This window comes from Kitasatospora sp. NPDC059408 (assembly GCF_042751525.1).
In the GTDB taxonomy this organism is placed as follows: domain Bacteria; phylum Actinomycetota; class Actinomycetes; order Streptomycetales; family Streptomycetaceae; genus Kitasatospora.
Genome location: NZ_JBHYWI010000007.1, coordinates 35,185 through 52,619 on the forward strand (window position 1 = coordinate 35,185; position 17,435 = coordinate 52,619).

At 73.7% G+C, this 17,435-nt stretch carries 16 protein-coding genes; 4 read left to right on the forward strand and 12 right to left on the reverse strand.

Annotated features, from left to right (window positions below):
• Window positions 1-41: 41 nt before the first annotated feature.
• The gene (locus ACFXDE_RS07105) at window positions 42-2,174 is read right to left on the reverse strand and encodes an MMPL family transporter (RefSeq protein WP_380445530.1); all 2,133 of its coding nucleotides are present in this window, start codon (window positions 2,172-2,174) and stop codon (window positions 42-44) included.
• 149 nt (window positions 2,175-2,323) lie between these two features.
• Complete coding sequence (locus tag ACFXDE_RS07110) at window positions 2,324-3,268, reverse strand: deoxyribonuclease IV (RefSeq protein WP_380491661.1); 945 nt, start codon at window positions 3,266-3,268, stop codon at window positions 2,324-2,326.
• A gap of 249 nt (window positions 3,269-3,517) precedes the next feature.
• Here ACFXDE_RS07110 and ACFXDE_RS07115 point away from each other — a divergent pair, with 249 nt between their 5' ends.
• Together ACFXDE_RS07115 and ACFXDE_RS07120 are read left to right on the forward strand one after the other, a co-directional pair.
• Window positions 3,518-4,597, forward strand: coding sequence for a nitrous oxide reductase family maturation protein NosD (locus tag ACFXDE_RS07115; RefSeq protein ID WP_380491663.1), 1,080 nt, complete (start codon window positions 3,518-3,520; stop codon window positions 4,595-4,597).
• A 30-nt stretch (window positions 4,598-4,627) separates the two neighbouring features.
• Complete coding sequence (locus ACFXDE_RS07120) at window positions 4,628-5,716, forward strand: methyltransferase (protein ID WP_380491665.1); 1,089 nt, start codon at window positions 4,628-4,630, stop codon at window positions 5,714-5,716.
• 76 nt (window positions 5,717-5,792) lie between these two features.
• Here ACFXDE_RS07120 and ACFXDE_RS07125 read toward each other — a convergent pair whose 3' ends face one another.
• From ACFXDE_RS07125 to ACFXDE_RS07165, 9 genes are all read right to left on the reverse strand, one after another.
• On the reverse strand, window positions 5,793-6,506 hold the full coding sequence (locus ACFXDE_RS07125) for a class F sortase (RefSeq protein WP_380491667.1): 714 nt from the start codon (window positions 6,504-6,506) through the stop codon (window positions 5,793-5,795).
• A gap of 112 nt (window positions 6,507-6,618) precedes the next feature.
• A complete protein-coding gene (locus ACFXDE_RS07130; RefSeq protein ID WP_380491669.1) occupies window positions 6,619-7,047 on the reverse strand; it encodes a hypothetical protein in 429 nt (142 codons plus the stop codon).
• Between the two features lie 318 nt (window positions 7,048-7,365).
• Window positions 7,366-7,686: a TcmI family type II polyketide cyclase gene (locus tag ACFXDE_RS07135; RefSeq protein ID WP_380447702.1), complete on the reverse strand. Its 321-nt coding sequence runs from the start codon at window positions 7,684-7,686 to the stop codon at window positions 7,366-7,368.
• Window positions 7,687-7,691: 5 nt separating this feature from the next.
• Entirely contained in the window at window positions 7,692-8,147 is a 456-nt protein-coding gene (locus tag ACFXDE_RS07140) for an SRPBCC family protein (protein WP_380447704.1), read from the reverse strand.
• A 1-nt stretch (window position 8,148) separates the two neighbouring features.
• Window positions 8,149-8,409, reverse strand: a complete 261-nt coding sequence (locus tag ACFXDE_RS07145; protein WP_380447707.1) for an acyl carrier protein — start codon at window positions 8,407-8,409, stop codon at window positions 8,149-8,151.
• A 28-nt stretch (window positions 8,410-8,437) separates the two neighbouring features.
• Entirely contained in the window at window positions 8,438-9,679 is a 1,242-nt protein-coding gene (locus tag ACFXDE_RS07150) for a beta-ketoacyl synthase N-terminal-like domain-containing protein (protein ID WP_380447709.1), read from the reverse strand.
• 5 nt (window positions 9,680-9,684) lie between these two features.
• Window positions 9,685-10,941 carry a beta-ketoacyl-[acyl-carrier-protein] synthase family protein gene (locus ACFXDE_RS07155; protein WP_380447711.1) on the reverse strand — a complete coding sequence of 419 codons (1,257 nt, stop codon included), beginning with the start codon at window positions 10,939-10,941 and terminating at the stop codon, window positions 9,685-9,687.
• Window positions 10,938-11,381 carry a cupin domain-containing protein gene (locus ACFXDE_RS07160; RefSeq protein ID WP_380491673.1) on the reverse strand — a complete coding sequence of 148 codons (444 nt, stop codon included), beginning with the start codon at window positions 11,379-11,381 and terminating at the stop codon, window positions 10,938-10,940. The genes ACFXDE_RS07155 and ACFXDE_RS07160 overlap by 4 nt, the downstream gene beginning before the upstream one ends.
• Before the next feature lie 29 nt (window positions 11,382-11,410).
• Window positions 11,411-12,580 carry a SchA/CurD-like domain-containing protein gene (locus ACFXDE_RS07165; protein ID WP_380447715.1) on the reverse strand — a complete coding sequence of 390 codons (1,170 nt, stop codon included), beginning with the start codon at window positions 12,578-12,580 and terminating at the stop codon, window positions 11,411-11,413.
• 308 nt (window positions 12,581-12,888) lie between these two features.
• On the opposite strand from ACFXDE_RS07165, the gene ACFXDE_RS07170 reads away from it, so the two are divergent.
• Window positions 12,889-14,514, forward strand: coding sequence for an FAD-dependent oxidoreductase (locus tag ACFXDE_RS07170; protein WP_380491675.1), 1,626 nt, complete (start codon window positions 12,889-12,891; stop codon window positions 14,512-14,514).
• Between the two features lie 270 nt (window positions 14,515-14,784).
• Here ACFXDE_RS07170 and ACFXDE_RS07175 read toward each other — a convergent pair whose 3' ends face one another.
• Window positions 14,785-16,446, reverse strand: coding sequence for an APC family permease (locus tag ACFXDE_RS07175; protein WP_380447719.1), 1,662 nt, complete (start codon window positions 16,444-16,446; stop codon window positions 14,785-14,787).
• A 379-nt stretch (window positions 16,447-16,825) separates the two neighbouring features.
• On the opposite strand from ACFXDE_RS07175, the gene ACFXDE_RS07180 reads away from it, so the two are divergent.
• Window positions 16,826-17,431 (forward strand): SGNH/GDSL hydrolase family protein, encoded by a 606-nt coding sequence (locus ACFXDE_RS07180; RefSeq protein ID WP_380491677.1) that lies wholly within the window; start codon window positions 16,826-16,828, stop codon window positions 17,429-17,431.
• Window positions 17,432-17,435: the final 4 nt, after the last annotated feature.

The window sequence follows — 17,435 nt, forward strand, 5'->3', positions numbered from 1 at the left end:
ATCCGGCCGTGGGCCCGGGGAGTGTTCGGCGCTCCCCGGGCTCACGCGTGTCCGCTCGGCTCCATCTGCCGGACGTCGGCCGGCCGGGAGAGCGGGCTCGGCCACCAGATGTGCCGGCCGAGGTCGACGGTGAGCGCGGTGACCAGCACCGACCGCACCACCAGGGTGTCGATGAGCACGCCGAGCGCGACGGCGAAGCCGATCTCGGCCAGGCCCACGACGGGCAGGGTGCCGAGCACGGCGAAGGTGCTGGCGAGGATCAGCCCCGCCGAGGTGATGACGCCGCCGGTGGCGGCGAGGCCCGCGACCGCCCCCTGGCGGGTGCCGCGGTGGGCGGACTCCTCGCGGACGCGCGTCATCAGGAAGATGTTGTAGTCGATGCCCAGGGCGACCAGGAAGACGAAGACGAACAGCGGGAACGCGTTGTCCTCGCCCTGGAACCCGAAGACGTGCTCGAAGAAGAGCACGCTGATGCCCAGCGCCGCCGCGTACGAGAGCACGACGGTCGCGATCAGCACGAGCGGCGCGGTGACGGCCCGCAGCAGCAGCGCCAGGATCACCAGGACGACGCCGAGGACGAGCGGGATGATCGCCCGGTTGTCGTTGCCGGCGGCCCGCCCGGCGTCGAGGATCACCGCGGTGTTGCCGCCGACCTTGGCGTCGGCGCCCGGGACGGCGTGGACGGCGGTGCGGACCCGGTCCACGGTGTCCTTCGCCGCCTGGCTGTCCGGCGGGTCCGTGAGCGTGGCCTGGAAGAGGGCCTGCCCGGCGTGCGTCACGGGCACGGACGTCCCGGCGACGCCGGGCGTCGACTGCGCGGCGGCCCGTACGGCGCCGGCGTCCGCCGCCGTCGAGATGACGGTGAGGGGTGAGCCCGTGCCGCCCGGGAAGTGCTGCTCCAGCACCTGCTGGCCGACGACGGAGTCCGGTGTGCCGGTGAACGAGGCGGCCGTGCCGAGCCCGTTGGCGTTGAGGGACACCAGCCCCGCGCAGCAGGCCGCGAGGGCGAGCGCCGTCCCGACCCAGACCTTGCGCGGGCGGCGGGCGATCCACGCGCCGATGTGCGCCCAGCGGCCCGTCTTCGTCGGTTCGGCCGTGCCGTAGGCGGGCTTGACCGGCCAGAACACCCACCGTCCCATGATCACCAGCAGCGCGGGCAGCAGCGTGAGCATGGCCGTCAGCGCGACCAGCACCCCGATGGCGCACACCGGTCCGAGGCCGCGGGTGGAGTTCATCTCGGCGATCAGCAGGCACAACATCGACGCGACGACCGTCGCCGAGGACGCCAGGATGGCGGGCCCGGCCCGGTGCAGGGCGAACGCCATCGCCTCGTGGCGGTCCTCGTGGCGGCGCAGCTCCTCGCGGTAGCGGGCGGTGAGCAGGAGGGCGTAGTCGGTGCCCGCGCCGAGGACGAGGACGACCAGGATGCCGGCGCTCTGCGCGTTGACGGTGAGCCCGGCGTGCTTGGCCAGCAGGTAGATGACGGCTTCCGAGACGACGAGCGCGCCGGCGGCGGAGATCAGCGGGAGGGTCCAGAGCACCGGGCTGCGGTAGGTGAGCAGCAGCAGGATGATCACGACGCTGACGGTGGCGGCGAGCAGGGAGCTGTCGATGCCGGCGAACGCCTTGGCCTGGTCGGCGCCGACCCCGGCCGGGCCGGTGACGTGGGTGGTCATGCCGTGGCTGTCGGCGGCGGCGGTGGCGCGCAGGCTGTCGACGGCGGGGCGCAGGTCGTTCCAGCCGTTGGTGCCGACGTCGATCGGGACGATCGTCTGCATGGCCTGTCCGTCGCCGGAGACCACCGGTCCGACGACCGGCCCGAGGACGTGCGGAGCGGTCGCGAAGGTGACCGCGTCCCGTGCACCCTGGGCGCGGTCGGCGGGAGTGAGGCCGCCGGGGCGGTCGTAGACGACGACGGCCTGGGCGGTCTCGATCGGCTGGAAGGCGCGCTGCTCGTTCAGCACCTTCGTCGACTCGGCGTTGCCGGGCAGCCAGCTGGACGCCTGGTTGTCCTCGGCGCCCATGAGCTTCCCGGCCAGCGGGCCGGTGGCGACCAGCAGGATCAGCCAGACCGCCAGCACCACCCACTTGCCGCGGCGGCCGCACGGCAGCGCGGCGAGCCGGGTCGCGATCGTCGTCGCGGCGGTCCGCGCGGTCGGTCGGGACGCGGTCATGGCGGGACCCCCAGGGGCCGGTGGCGGTGATGTCGATCCAGCCTCGCACCGCCGGTACGGACCGGCAGCCCGAGCGGGGCCCCGCTACGGCACCCGGGTCGACCACGCCCGGCCCGGCCGCACCCGGACGGCGGCCACACCCGGGTCGGCTACACGCGGACGGCGGCCCGCTCGCGCAGTTCCTTGAGGGCGGTGATGTCCATCGCGTGCCCGGTGCCGTCCCCGCCGTGCTTGCGGTCGGGCGTCTCGACGACCAGCGGCACGCCGGCCGTCGCCGGGTGCTCGAACAGCTCGCGGAACGGCTCCGCGCCGATCATCCCCGCACCGATGTTGGCGTGCCGGTCCTTGCGCGCGCCGACGACGTCCTCGGAGTCGTTGGCGTGGATCAGCCGCAGCCGGCCGGGACCGGCGGCCGCGACCAGCGCGTCCAGCGCCGCGGTGACGCCGCCCGGCGCGGCGAGGTCGTGCCCGGCCGCGAAGGCGTGGCAGGTGTCGAGGCAGACGCCGACCTTCGGGTGGCCCTCCAGCGCCTCGACGTACTCGGCGAGGTCCTCCATGCGGGAGCAGAGCGAGCTGCCCTGACCGGCCGTCGGCTCCAGGAGCAGCCAGGGCGCGTCGTCGCCGAGCGCGTCGAGCTCGTCCAGCAGCGGCCGGACGTCCGCCCGCACCTGGGCCATCGCCTCGGCCCGGCGGGATCCGCCGCCGGACGCGGTGCCGACGGCGGAGCCGGTGTGCAGGACGACGCCGAGGGCGCCGATCGCGTGGCCGCGCAGCAGCGAGTGGCGCAGCGAGACGGCGGAGCGCTCCCTCGTCGCGGGGTTGTCCGAGCCGAAGTTGATCAGGTAGGGCGCGTGCACCCAGGCCGGGACGCCCTGCTCGGCGCAGGCGGCGCGGAACTCCTCGTCCTGCGCGGGGTTGCCCGGGGGCGTGGCCCAGCCGCGCGGGTTGGCCACGAACACCTGGACCGTCTCGGCGCCGACCCGCCGCGCGTACGCGAGGCCGGTCCCGGCCAGCCCGCGGGCGGCGACCGGCACGTGGGCGCCGATCGGGTTGCGGGCGGTGGCGGCGGGCGGTACGAGAGCGGTGCTGTTCACGGCCCCGAGCATGCCACGCGGCCGGGCGTGTCCCGAAAACGGGCCCCGCCCACCCCGGGGACGGCGTTCGCCCGCCCGGCCGACGCCCCGTCAGTCCCGCAGCCCAGCCCTGGTGGCGGGCCCACCCGGGCGCCCATAGCGTCGGTTCGGTCATCCCCACCGGCTGTCACGAGCCCCCCACACCGCGTGAGAACCGCCCCGCGCCCACGGCCCGGACCTTGCGCGGAGGAAGAAAACAGGTCACCACACATGCCCACGCGTCGGGTCCACCACCTCGCCGCGGCCACCGCCGCGGTCTGCTCCCTGACCACCGCCCTGACCACCGTCCTCGCCGTCACCCCCGCCCACGCGGACGGAGGCGCCCTGCTCCTCGTCCACCCGGGCGAATCGATCCAGCAGGTCGTCGACGCCGCCCGGCCCGGCGACACCGTGCAGGTCCTGCCCGGCACGTACCGCGGCAGCGTCCGGATCACCACCCCCGGCCTCACCCTGCGCGGCGCCGGCCCGGCCAGCGTGATCGTGCGCGGCGACGGCACCGAGAACGCGTGCGCCGCCGCCGGCCACGGCATCTGCGTGGACGGCACCGAGGCGGCCCCGCTGCCCGACGTCACCATCGAGGCCCTCGCCGTCACCGGCTTCGCCAAGAACGGCATCGACGCCAGCGGCACCACCGGCCTGACCGTCCGCGCCACCTACGTCCACGACAACGGCCAGCAGGGCATCAGCCAGGAGATCTCCACCAGGGCCGTCATCCTCGGCAACCGCGCGACCGACAACGGCCAGTCCGGCGTCTTCCTCGCCAACTACGCCTACCGCGAGGGCGGCGCGCCCGACACCGGGGGCACCCGCGTCGAGGGCAACGAGCTCTCCGGCAACCGGGTCGGCGTCACCGTCCGCCGGCTGCGCGCGCTGACCGTCCAGGGCAACGAGATCACCGGCAACTGCAGCGGGGTCTTCGTGGTCGGCGACGAGGGCGTGCCCCGGGCCGGGGACCTCGACGTCAGGAAGAACCGGGTGGTCGCCAACAACAAGTTCTGCCCCGCCAATCCCCGCCTCGGCGCCATCCAGGGCGCCGGCATCGTGCTCACCGGCACCGAGGACACCCGGGTCACCGACAACGAGGTCCACGACAACGCCGGCCGCACGGACTTCTCCGGCGGCATCGTCCTGTTCAAGAGCGTCGTCGGCATCCCCAACACCCGTGCGACCGTCACCGGCAACACGCTGAGCGGCAACGGCCCCGCGGACCTCGCCGACCGCGACACCGGCACCGGCAACACCTTCGCCCGCAACACCTGCGCCGTCTCCGAGCCCTCCGGCCGCTGCTGATACCGCCGCACCCACCCGTAAGGACCGCCCATGACCACCGCACCCGCCCACACCAGCCCCCAGGCCGCGATGCGCCTGCGCGAGCTCGTCTTCGGCGCCGCCTGCGCCGCGGCCGTCCGGGCCGCCGCCCGGCTCGGCGTCGCCGACGCGCTCGGCGACACCCCGATGACCGTCACCGAGCTCGCCGCCGCGCTCGACACCGAACCCCGCCCGCTGCGCCGCCTGCTGCGCGCGCTCACCTGCTACGGAATCTTCGCCGAGACCACCGCGACGACCGTGACCGGCGAGCCCGGCGCGGCCACCGCGGCCACCGTGCCCGGCGAGGAGCGCTTCGAGCACACCGAGATGTCCCGCCTGCTGCGCGAGGACGCCCCCAACTCGCTGCGCTACATCTCCCTGTGGTGCACCGAGCCGTGGACCTGGGAGGCCTGGCCGAAGCTGGACGAGGCGGTGCGCTCGGGCCGCAACGTCTTCCCCGAGCTGTTCGGCAAGGAGTTCTTCGACTACCTGCACAGCGACGCGCACGACTCGGCGAAGGTCTTCGACAAGGCGATGACCACCTCCAGCCGGCAGTCCGCCCGGGACTTCGCCGAGTACCTGGACCTCACCGGCGTCGACTCGGTGGCGGACATCGGCGGCGGTCAGGGCCACGTGCTCGCCAGCCTGCTGGAGAAGCACCCGGCGCTGCACGGCACCCTGCTCGACCTGCCCAAGGTGGTGGCCGGGGCGGACGCGCGGCTCCAGGACGGCGGCGCGTTCTCCGCGCGGGCCCGCCTGGTGCCCGGGGACTGCCGCAAGGACATCCCCGTCCGCGCCGACCTCTACATCATCAAGAACATCCTGGAGTGGGACGACGAGAGCACCCGCCGCACCCTCGGCAACGTCGTGGCCGTGGCCCGGCCGGGCGCGCGCGTCGTGGTCGTCGAGAACCTCGTCGACGACAGCCCGTCGATGCGCTTCACCACCGCGATGGACCTGATGCTGCTGCTCAACGTCGGCGGCGCCAAGCACTCCAAGGACAGCCTCGTCCGGCTGATGGAGGAGGCCGGTCTGGCGGTGTCCGACGTCCGCTCGGTCAACCCCTACCTGCACGCCTTCGAGGCCACCGTCCGCGGCTGAGCCGCCCACCGCGCCGCCCACCGCGCGAAACGGCCGCTGCTCCCCCACTCGCCGGGGAGCAGCGGCCGTTCGGCGTTCAGGCCCGGTGCGACGACTCCAGGTGCGCGAACACGACCACGTTGTCGAGGTAGTCCCGCCGCTTCTTGTCGTACACGCCGCCGCACGTGATCAGCCGCAGCTGCGCGTCCGGCGTCTTCCCGTACACCTTCTGGTCGGGGAAGGCGTTCTTGGCGAAGGTCTCGACGGAGTCCACCGAGAACACCGCGACGGTGCCGTCCGCGCGCGCCACCTCGACCTTGTTGCCCGGCAGGAGCAGGCTCAGCAGCAGGAACACCGCCGGGCCCTTGGTGGTGTCGACGTGGCCGGCGACGACGGCGCTGCCGCGCTCGCCCGGGGTCACGCCGCCGTTGTACCAGCCGACCAGGTTCTTGTCGTCCGGCGGTGGGGCGTTGAGCTGGCCCGCCGGACCGAGCGTCAGCTCGGTGAAGGGGGCGTCCACGGCGATCTGCGGGATCCGCAGCCGGGCCGGCTTGGACCGCTTCAGCGCCGGTGCGCCTGCGGCGGCTGGGGCGCCCGCGGCGGCCGTCGGGCCCGGCTTGGCGGCCGCGGCCGGTGCCGGTGCCGACGGGCCGGGGGCGGCCGGCGCGGTCGCGGCCGGGGGAGCGGCCTCGGCGGACGAGGACTCGTCGGCAGTCCGGGAGTCCACCGAGTTGTACATCAGCAGCACGCCGACCGCCGCCGCGCTCATGCCGACGCGCAGCAGCCGGGACGTACCTGGGACGGGAAGCACCGAGGCCCACCTTTCCGGAAACGGCGTCCGCGGGACGGCGCCCGCGGGACGGCCCGCCGCCCCCGTGCGCCCCCCGCGGTGGCGGGGCGGCGCCCAGGGGCGGCGGCGGGGGTCAGGCGACGGCGCCGGCCGTGCGGCGGCCGCGGCGCAGCGCGAGGGCGCCCGCGCCGATCCCGCCGAGCAGCAGGACCGCGCCCGAGGCCAGACCGCCGCCGGACAGGGACAGCCCGCCGCCGCCGGTGTGCACGCCGCCGTGCGGGGCCTTGTGCTCCTCGCCCTTGTCGCCGTAGGCGTCGTTGCCCTTGTGCTCGTCCGAGCCCTTGTGCTCCTCGGTGGAGGAGGAGCCCTTGTGGTCGCTCGTGCCCTTGTGCTCGTCGGAGCCGGTGCCCTTGTCGGAGCCGGTGCCCTTGTCCGGCTGCTTCTCCTGCCAGGTGAGGTTCTTGCCCTGGTCGGCGGATCCGTCCGCGAAGGCCAAGGGGGTGCCGACGGTCAGGACGGCGGCGACGGCCGCCCCGGCGAGCAGCGTGCGTGCAGAACGCATGAGGATGATCCTTCCGGCGCGCCGGCCGCGACGCCCGGCGGGGTTGCCGGGCAAGGGGACTCGCGGGGAATGCGCGCCTGATCCACCGTCAACCACCGTGCCGACGCCTGCCACCGGAGGCGTGCGGGGCCCGCGCGCCCGGTGCGCCTTTCGGATGGACTCCCGGGCGTGTTCACCCGGGTGCGCGGGCGATCCGGGTGAACGGGGGTTACGGCGGCCACGAGCCGTCGGTGCGCGAGGGCGGCTCCGGGCACGCGTGGGCCCGCCCCCGGCGGGTGGCCGGGGGCGGGCCCAAAGGGTCGCGGGGCGCTGCGGAGCTCAGCGGTCCCAGCGGTAGAACTCGCGCGCCATCGCGTCCTTGGGCTCGCGCCAGGTGGCGGGGTCGTACGCCTGGACGTAGGCGGTGAGGCGGTCGCTGACGGTCCGGAACTCCGGGTGCCCGACGACCTTGGCGACGGCCGGGCCCGGCGGGCGGTCGGCCTCGATGAGGTGCAGGTAGACGTCGCCGAACTGGAAGAGGCTGCGGCCGGTGACGCCGATCAGGTGCGGCAGGTCGCCGCGGTCGGACTCGGCGAACACCTCGGCGATGTCGGGGGCCGCCTCCGGCTTCATCCGGGCGACGATCAGAGCGCGGTGCACGCCGCTCACCTCTCCCCGGCCCGCAGCTCGACCTTCTCGCGGATCAGCTGCATCTGGATCCGGGAGTTCTTGTTGATGTGGTTGACCATGCCGTCGTCGTCCACCGGGGCGGTGGGCTTCATCGCGAAGTCCTGGATCCAGCGCATCCTCGTCCCGGCCGGGACCTCGGCGTACTCCCAGCGGATCTCCATGAACTCGAACGGGCCGGGCTCGACCCGGCGGGCGCGCACCGCGAGCGAGGACTTGTCGGTGGTGCGCTCGGAGACCCAGCTCCACACCTGGCCGTTCTCGTCCGGGTGCATGGTGAGCCGGAAGCGGACGCTGTCGCCGTCGCGCTCCAGGACGTCGACGGAGGCGTACTCGCTGAACAGCTCCGGCCAGTTCTCCAGGTCGTTGGTCATCTCCCAGACCAGGTCGAGCGGAGCGGCGATGACGATCTCGTTGTCGGTGTGTCCGGGCATGTCAGGCACCGGCCTTCGTCGCGAGGGAGGCGTTGACGAGCTGCACGAACTCGGCCGGGGTCTTGGCGGACTCGGCGCCCGAGGTGACCTTGAGGCCGTGCCGGTTCTCCAGCTCGCCGACGACGCCGAGCAGGCCGAGCGAATCGACGCCGAAGTCGTCGAAGTAGGAGCCGGGGCGCTCCAGGTCGCCGGGTTCGACGGTGACGCCGGCCCGCGCCTGGAGCAGGGCGGCCAGTTCGGGGTAACTGAGGGTGTTGCTCACGGGGTGTCCCTTCTCAGAACGGGGTGGTTCAGGGCCGCTCACCGCGCCGGAGCACCAGCGCGGAGTTGGAGCCCATCAGCCCGCGGCTGAGCACCAGTGCGGTGCGCAGCTCGGCCGGCCGGGCGCGGCCGGTCACCAGGGCGAGGTCGTGGCAGACCTCGGTGACGTTGGGGGTGGGCGGGAGGACACCGTCCTCCATGGCGAGGACGGCGGCGGCGACGTCCAGCAGCGGGGCGCCGCAGTAGGCGCGGCCGGTGCCGGTCTTGGGCGCGGTGACCGGGACGCGTTCGGCGGCCGGGCCCAGGGCGTCGGCGAGGGCGAGGGCCTCGGCCCGGTCGGCGGCCGGGACGCCGAGCGCGTCCGCGAAGACCACGTCGACCTCCTCGGGTGCGATCCGGGCCTCGTCCAGGGCTATCCGGATCGCGGCGGCCAGGCCCTCGCGGGACTCCTCCCACCGGGAGGCGCCGGTGAAGGTGGCGCCGTGCCCGGCCAGGTGGGCGCGGACGGCGGCCCCGCGGCGACGCGCGGTCCGCTCGTCCTCCAGCAGCAGCATCGCGCCGCCCTCGGCGGGGGAGAAGCCGCAGGCCTGCGCGGTGAACGGCAGGTAGGCCCGGTCGGGCTGCTCGGCGAGGCTGAGCTCGGGGTAGCCGAGCTGGCAGACCATCGAGTACGGCGCGAGCGGGGCCTCGGCCGCGCCGGCCACCACCGCGTCGGCGCCGTGCTCGATCGAGCGGGCGGCGTGGGCGAGCGCGTCCAGGCCGCCGGCCTCGTCGCTGGCGACGACACCGCAGGGGCCCTTGTAGCCGCCGCGGATGGAGATCTGTCCGGTGCTGGCCGCGTAGAACCAGGCGATGGACTGGTAGGGGCCGACGAACCGGGGCCCCTGGCCCCAGAGCTGCTGGAGCTCGCGCTGGCCGAACTCGCCGCCGCCGGAGCCGGCCGCGGTCACCACGCCGACGGCGTAGGGCTGTTCCGGGTCCGGTGTGAAGCGGGCGTCGGCCACGGCCAGGTCCGCGGCGGCCATCGCGTAGTGCGTGAAGCGGTCGGTCTGCACCAGGTAGCGGCTGTCGATCACGGCCTGCGGGTCGAAGTCCCGCACCTGTCCGGCGACGCGCAGCGGCAGCGCGGTGCAGCCCTCGCGGGATATCCGGTCGAGGACGCTCACGCCCTGCCTGGTGGCCTTCCAGAAGGCGTCGGCCCCGACACCGTTCGGTGCCACCACGCCGATGCCGGTGACCACCGCCCGGCGGCCCTGCTGACGTGACGTCATGGATCTCACCCCGTTCTTTTGAGCACGACGGCGGACTGGAATCCGCCGAATCCGCTGCCGACCGAGAGGATGTGGCTCAGCGGCAGCTCGCGCGCGGTGCGCGGCACGTAGTCGAGGTCGCACTCCGGGTCGGGAGTCTCGTAGTTGGCGGTCGGCGGCACGACGCCGTGGGCGAGCGCCAGTGTGCAGGCGACGACCTCGATGGCGCCGATCGCGCCGAGCGAGTGCCCGACCATCGACTTGATCGAGCTCATCGGCGTTCCGTAGGCGTGCCGGCCGAGCGAGCGCTTGACGGCGGCGGTCTCGTGCCGGTCGTTCTGCTTGGTGCCCGAGCCGTGCGCGTTGACGTAGTCGACGTCGGTGGTGTTCACCCGGGCGTGGGCGAGCGCGTCGTCGATCGCCCGGGACATCTCCAGCCCCTCCTGGGTGAGGCCGGTCATGTGGTAGGCGTTGCCGTAGGTGGCGAAGCCGCCGACCTCGCCGTAGACGCGGGCGCCGCGGCGGCGGGCGTGCTCCAGCTCCTCCAGGACCAGGACGGCGCCGCCCTCGCCGAGGACGAAGCCGTCCCGGTGGGCGTCGAAGGGGCGGGAGGCGTGCGCCGGGTCGTCGTTGCGCTCGCTGGTGGCCTTGATGGCGTCGAAGCACGCGACGGTGATCGGCGAGATCGGGGAGTCGGAGGCGCCGGCGACGCAGATGTCGGCGCGTCCCTCCTCGACGGCCCGGAAGCCGTAGCCGATCGCGTCCAGGCCGGAGGTGCAGCCGGTGGAGACGGTCTGCACCGGGCCGTGCGCGCCGATCCGTTCGGCGACCGCGGAGGCCAGCGTGCTGGGCGCGAACGCCCGGTGCAGCTGGGGCTCGGCCTGCCGGTGGTCGACGTCCCAGCGGGCGCCGGCCGAGCTGACCAGGGCGTAGTCGTGCTCCAGCCGGGTGGTGCCGCCGACGGCGGTGCCGAGCGAGACGGCGATCCGCCACGGGTCCTCGGCGGCGAGGTCCAGGCCCGCGTCGGCGACCGCCTCGCCGGCCGCCACCATCGCGAACTGCACGTAGCGGTCGGCCCGTTGGACGTCCTCGGGGCCGAGCCCGTGCGCCGCCGGGTCGAAGTCGCACTCGGCGGCGATCCGGGAGCGGAACCCGGTGGGGTCGAAGAGCGTGATGCCCCGGGTGGCGGTGCGGCCGGAGGTGAGGAGGTCCCAGAAGGCCGGGACCCCGACCCCGCCGGGCGCCACCACGCCGATCCCGGTGACGGCGACCCGCCGGGTCACGAGGCCACCTTGGCGTGTTCCGGCGGGCCGGACGCGGCGGACCCGTCGGTGCCCGCGTGCTCCTCGGTGCTCACGTGGCCGAGGTCGGGGCGCGGGGCGAGCGGCCCGAGGTGGAAGACCATCCGGGCCTCGGTGGTGCCGACGTTGCGGAAGCGGTGGCGCATGTTGATCGGGATCATCAGGCCGTGGTCGGGCTTGAGGACGCGGGTCTCGCCGTCCAGGTCCACCTCCAGGTCGCCGGAGACGACGAACACGAACTCCTCGGAGTACGGGTGGTAGTGCTCGGCGATCCGCTCCCCGGGCTTGACGATGGCCAGGCCCATGAAGCCGCTGGTCGCCCCGCAGGTGGTCGGGGTGAGCATGGTGCGCAGCTCGGCGCCGTGGCGGCGGTTCTCCGGAGCCTCGTCGACGTGGACGATCCGTGGGTACTGCGTGGACATGGTGTTTCCTCCGGGAATGTGACGGATCGTCAGTTCGACTGTGAGCTGCGGTCGGTGATCGGGGTCATGCCGCGGGCGGCGAGGAACGCGCGCAGGCCGGCGACGGTGCGCAGGTCGCACTCCGCGCCGAGGTCGAGCAGCCGGGCGAGCGCCGCGGCCTCCGCGTCGCCGGCCACGCCGAGCGCGGCGCCCGGGTCGGCCTCGGCGGGCACCCGCAGGTCCACCAGGCGCACGACGACGTCGTCGCGCTGGAACACGGTGCTCGCCGCGACCGGGCCGGTCGGGTCGGCGGTGGCGAGGTCGTCGTGGCCGGCCAGCAGCTCGGTGACGGCCGTGCCGGAGCCCGGACGGACCGGGTAGAGCACGGCGTGCCGGTGCAGCCGCCCGGACGACGGCGCGGTGGCGATCGCCTGCTCCTTGGCCGGCAGCGCGGCGCGGGCGAAGAAGGCGCGCGCGGACTGCGGGTCGCCGAGCTGCCGGGCCTCCTCCAGGTACGGGTTGATGGCCTCCTCGACGGCCCGCACCTCGGGCTGCATCGCGACGTGGCGCAGCGCGTCGCCGAGGCTGCCGGTCACCTCGACGGCCCGCACGACCCGGTTGCCGTGCATGAACAGCGAGGTGCGGCGCAGCCGGGTGTGCTCGTCCACGTCGGCCTTGGGGGAGGTGTAGCCGGCCAGGATCCGGGCCACCTCGGGCTCGCTGCCGGGCTTGACCGTGAAGGTCAGCGCGTGGCGGACGACCCCGTCGGGGCCGGGCTCGGCCTTGGGCGGGCCGACGTGGCCGACGGGCTCGCTGCGCGGCAGGCCGGGCGGCACCTCCACCGGGGCCCGGGTGCCGGTGGCGCCGCCGGCGGCGGAGGTCTCGCGCAGGACGACGTAGCGCATCGAGCGGAAGTTGTCGCTGACGCAGCCGTGCATGGGCTTGACCATCTCCCGGTGGGCGTCGCTGTCGACCCACTGCAGGAACGTGTCCTGGTCCTCCCACTCGCTGGTGATCAGCCACTGCCGGGGGTCGTTGATCGACTGGCACAGCTGGTCGCTGACGTGGCCGGGCACCGCGGCCACCTGGTGGCGCAGCTGCTCGTAGACGTCCAGGAAGCGCTGCTGCGCGCCGTCCTGGATCTCCAGCATCAGGACGACCCGCAGCCGGGTCTCGGACTCGGCGTGCTGCGGCGCCTGCGGTTCGGACAGAGTTGTCATGATCCACTTTCTGCTCTGGGCCGCACGCTGCGGGCCGTACTCCGGCCGCGTCCGGCAGGGCGCTCCCGGCCCGGGGGAGGGCGGTGCGATGGCGGTCGGCCCGGGCCGTCGGCGCCAGGCCTGAGGTCGATCGTGCGCGGCGCGTCCGGGGGCGCGCGAGATTTGCGGGCCATCCGGGCGAAGGGGCGGCACAAGCCGGCTCCGGCGGGGGATGGAAGACCGGGGCGGCCGCCGCTGCGGGCCCCTTCGAGGGCGGCGCCGGGCCCACGTGCCGGGCCGCGGAATCCCCGTACAGGGTGGAGCAATTGATGAATCCGAAGGTAGACGACCGGGTGCCGGTCCTGATCGTGGGCGGCTCGCTGGTCGGGCTGTCGGCCTCGCTCTTCCTCGGCCGACTGGGGGTCAGACACCTCCTGGTCGAGAAGCACACCGACACCTCGCGTCACCCGCGTGGCCGAGGCAACAACGTCCGCACCATGGAGCTGTACCGGGTGGCCGGGATCGAGCCGGCGATCCGCGAGGCGGCCTCGGTGCTGGCCCCGAACCACGGCATCCTCCAGGCGCCCTCGCTGACCGGCGAGGAGCAGGAGTGGCTGTTCCGGGAGATCGACCCGGGCGGGCGGCTGGCCGCCTTCAGCCCCAGCTCGTGGTGCCTGTGCAGCCAGAACGACCTGGAGCCGGTGCTGCTGCGCGCGGCCCGCGACCTCGGCGGCGACATCCGCTTCGGCACCGAGCTGGTCTCCTTCGAACAGGACGCCGACGGCGTCACCTCGGTGCTGCGCAGCCGGGAGACCGGCGAGGAGCGGGTGGTGCGCTCGGAGTACCTGGTGGCGGCGGACGGCCCGCGCAGCCCGGTGCGCGAGCGGCTGGACATCGGGCAGACCGGCAAGGGCGAGCTGTTCCACAACGTCAGCATCACCTTCCGGGCCAAGCGGCTGGCCGAGGCCGTCGGCGACCGGCACTTCATCGCCTGCTACCTGACCAACCCGGAGGCGGACGGCGCGCTGCTGCCGGTGGACAACCGGGAGGAGTGGGTCTTCCACGCGCCGTGGCACCCCGAGCACGGCGAGCCGCTGGAGGCGTTCACCGACGAGCGGTGCGAGCGGCACATCCGCACCGCCGTCGGCATGCCGGAGCTGGACGTCGAGGTGACCGGCAGGGCGCCGTGGCACGCGGCCGAGCGGGTCGCCGAGAGCTACGGCACCGGGCGGGTCTTCCTCGCCGGGGACTCGGCGCACGAGATGTCGCCGACCGGCGCGTTCGGCTCCAACACCGGCATCCAGGACGCGCACAACCTGGCCTGGAAGCTGGCCGCCGTGCTGTGCGGCTGGGCCGGGCCCGGCCTGCTGGAGACGTACGGGCGGGAGCGGCGGCCGGTGGCGCGGGTGACCGGCGAGCGCGCCTCGGCCCGCTCGGCCGAGCACAGCCACCCCGGGTACGCGGTCGTGCCGGGCGTCGGGCGGCAGGCCGGGGTGCTGGCGGTGGCGCTGGGCTACCGCTACCCGCGGGGCGCGGTGGCCGGGGCGGACCCGGCGGGCGAGGTCGTCCCGGAGAAGTTCGAGTCGGCCGGCGAGCCCGGCAGCCGCGCGCCGCACCAGTGGCTGGTGTGCGCGGGCGTCCGGCTGTCCACGCTGGACCTGTACGAGCAGGCGATGGTGCTGCTCACCGGGCCGGACGGCGAGGCCTGGCGCGCGGGCGCCCGGCGGGCGGCGGACGCGCTGGCCGTCCCGATGGACGCATACCGGATCGGCGACGACGCGGAGGACGACCTGGCGCCGGAGCCGGGCACGGACTTCGCCGAGCTGCACGGCATCGGCCCGGACGGCGCGGTGCTGGTGCGCCCGGACGGCTTCGTCGCGTGGCGCTCGCCGGGCGCGGTCGACGATCCGCAGGCGGCGGTGGCGGCGGCGCTGAAGGCCGTGCTCGACCTCTGACGGGCGAAGGTGACGCGCACGGATGACGTGCACGCCTGACGCGCACGGCCTGATGCGCCCGGCCTCCGGCGGGCCCGGATGACGCACACGGACGGGCCCGTCGGTCGCTGCTCGACCGGCGGGCCCGCCGTTGGGGTGCGTAAGGCTCGGGTTGTTCAGGGGCGTTCGGTCAGGATCTCGTGGCCGGGTTCCGGCGGCCGGGGCCGTGTGGTGGGGCCCCGGGGCCGGGAGCGGCCGATCGGGAGCGGGGAGTCAGCCCCGCCCCGCGGATCAGTGACCGCCCGCGTCGACCACCTCCACGTCGGCGACCTCGCGCTCGATCTCCTCGGCCGGCAGGGCGACGCGGATCGCCCAGTAGTAGATGCCGAGCGCGAAGACCGCGACGATGCCCATGTCGTACCACATCGGGATCCGGCCGGTGCCGTCCCCGAAACCGCCCTGCCAGGAGACCAGGCCCAGGCCGATCAGGTAGACCGGCAGCCACTGCGCGGCCTTCCAGTTCAGGCGCGGGGCGTTCGGCAGGCCCTTCTTGATCGCGTAGGCCGCGTAGCTGCCGAGCAGGACGTAGCCGAGCACGATGGCGATGCCCAGGCGGGACAGGGTCTGCCAGCCGGACCAGTAGATGATGAGGCTGGCGACCACGAACGCGGCCGGCGAGACGACCCCGCCCGCGGGGAGGCGGTAGGAGCGCTCACGGTCGGGCAGGCGGCGGCGCAGGGCACCGAAGGCCAGCGGGGCGCCGGCGTACATCAGCACGCTGGCGGAGGTGATGAAGCCGACCAGCTCCTGCCAGCTGGGGAAGGGCAGGAAGCAGACGACGCCGGTGACGAAGGAGATGATCAGGCCGAACCACGGCACGCCGTTCTTGTCCAGGCGCTCGAACTTCTGCGGGGCGTAGCCGTTGCGGCTCAGGCCGTAGGAGATGCGCGAGGTGGCGGTGGTGTAGATCAGGCCGGTGCCACCGGGGGAGATGATGGCGTCCATGTACAGCACCCAGGACAGCCAGCCGAGGCCGACCAGGGTGGCCAGGCCCGCGAAGGGGCCGTCGATGCCGGGGAAGTCGAGCTTGGCCCAGCCGTTGGCGAAGGCGCTGACCGGCAGGGCGCCGATGAAGACGACCTGGAGCAGGGTGTAGATCAGGGTGCCGATGGCGACCGACCCGAGCACGGCGCGGGGGATGTCGCGGCGGGGGTTGCGGCTCTCACCGGCGATCTGGATGGCCTGCTCGAAGCCGAGCAGCGCGAAGATGATGCCGCTGGTGCTGATCGCGGCGAGCACGCCCTTGGCGCCGAACGGCGCGAAGCCGTGCGAGGTGAAGTTCGAGCTGTGGAAGCTGGTGATCGCGAGGACGAAGATCGTGAAAAGCGGGACGAAGATCTTCAGCCAGGTCGCCACGCTGTTCGTACGCGCAAGGACCCGTACGCCGAGGAAGTTGACCGCGACGAACACCGCCATCAGGGCGGTCGCGACGACGAAGCCGCTGGTGGTGAGGGTGCCGTTGGCGTTTTGGAGGCCGTCGGCGAAGGACCAGTGCTTGGCGTAGCCGATCATCGCCTCGACCTCGATCGGGGCGACGGTGGCGGCCTGGAGCCAGGAGAACCAGCCGAAGGACATGCCGGCGAGGCCGCCGAAGGCGTAGTGCGGGTAGCGCGCGGTGCCGCCCGAGACCGGGAAGAGCCCGCCGAGTTCGGCGTGCACGAACGCCAGCAGGACGATCGCGACGGCGCCGATGCCCCAGGAGATGATCGCGGCCGGGCCTGCGGCGGTGACGGCGTTCTTGGCGCCGAACAGCCAGCCCGAGCCGATGATCGAGCCGACCGAGGCCCACATGAGGCCGATGAGACCGACGTTCCGGCGGAGCGTCCGGTGGGTGGTACCGGACCCGGAGCCGGTGCTCTGTCCCGGCGGGGATACCTGGTTGGTGGAGACCATGGGAATTCTCTCTGTGTGTGGGGGCCCCGGCAGGCGGAGCAGCTCTGGAGAGTTGCCACACAGTAGGGCTATTCATAGGCCTATGCACAGATTTCATTACTGAATGTTTACTTACTTTTCCGGACATTCTCGCTGGTAGGGGGTGTGAGGGTTTCGGGCGCATTACGTGACTCGTCGGTAGGTTCACTATTTGAGCCGGAATTGAGCTTCGGGTGGTCGATCATGCATCATGGTCGACACGTCGTTTTATAGAAATGGTGATCCCTGCATAGTGATGCAGCCAGCCCGGGCGGATGGCCGACCAGGACACCGTTGAGTCGCCCGCGGGGCGTGTGATCAACTTCCTCCGGTCCGCACGAACGCAAGGGGGAAGCACCACATGATCGAACTCGCCGACAGGCCGATGACCTGGGTCATGGCCGGGGACAGCATCACGCAGGCCGTCCTGCACACGCACGGGGCCCGGGGGTGGGTGGAGCACGTGCAGGAGCGCGTGTGCTGGCAGCTCGACCGGCTGACGGACATCGTCGTGAACTCCGGCGTCTCGGCCTGGCGGGCCACCGACGTGCTCGGGGCGTACGACTTCGTCATCGGCCGGTTCCGGCCGGACGTGCTGTCGCTGTCGCTCGGCACCAACGACGTGCGGGCCGGGCTCGCCGGGCTCGGGGAGTTCCGCGACGCCATGGGGGAGATCATCGAGCGGTCCGCCGGGGCGCAGATCGTGCTGCACACGCCGCTGCTCGTCAGTCAGGACGCGCTGCCGGCGCGGGCCGAGCTGCCCGCCTACTGCCAGGCCGTCCGCGAGCTCGCCGCCGGGACCGGGGCGCTGCTCGTCGACCACGAGGCCCACTGGCGCGCCGAGTTCGGCGACGTCGCCCCGATCGCGTGGCTGGACGACCCGGCCCACCCGAACGCCGTCGGGCACCTGCAGATGGCCAACCACACGCTGCGCACCCTCGGACTGGGGGAGCTCACCGACCTGTGAGGTA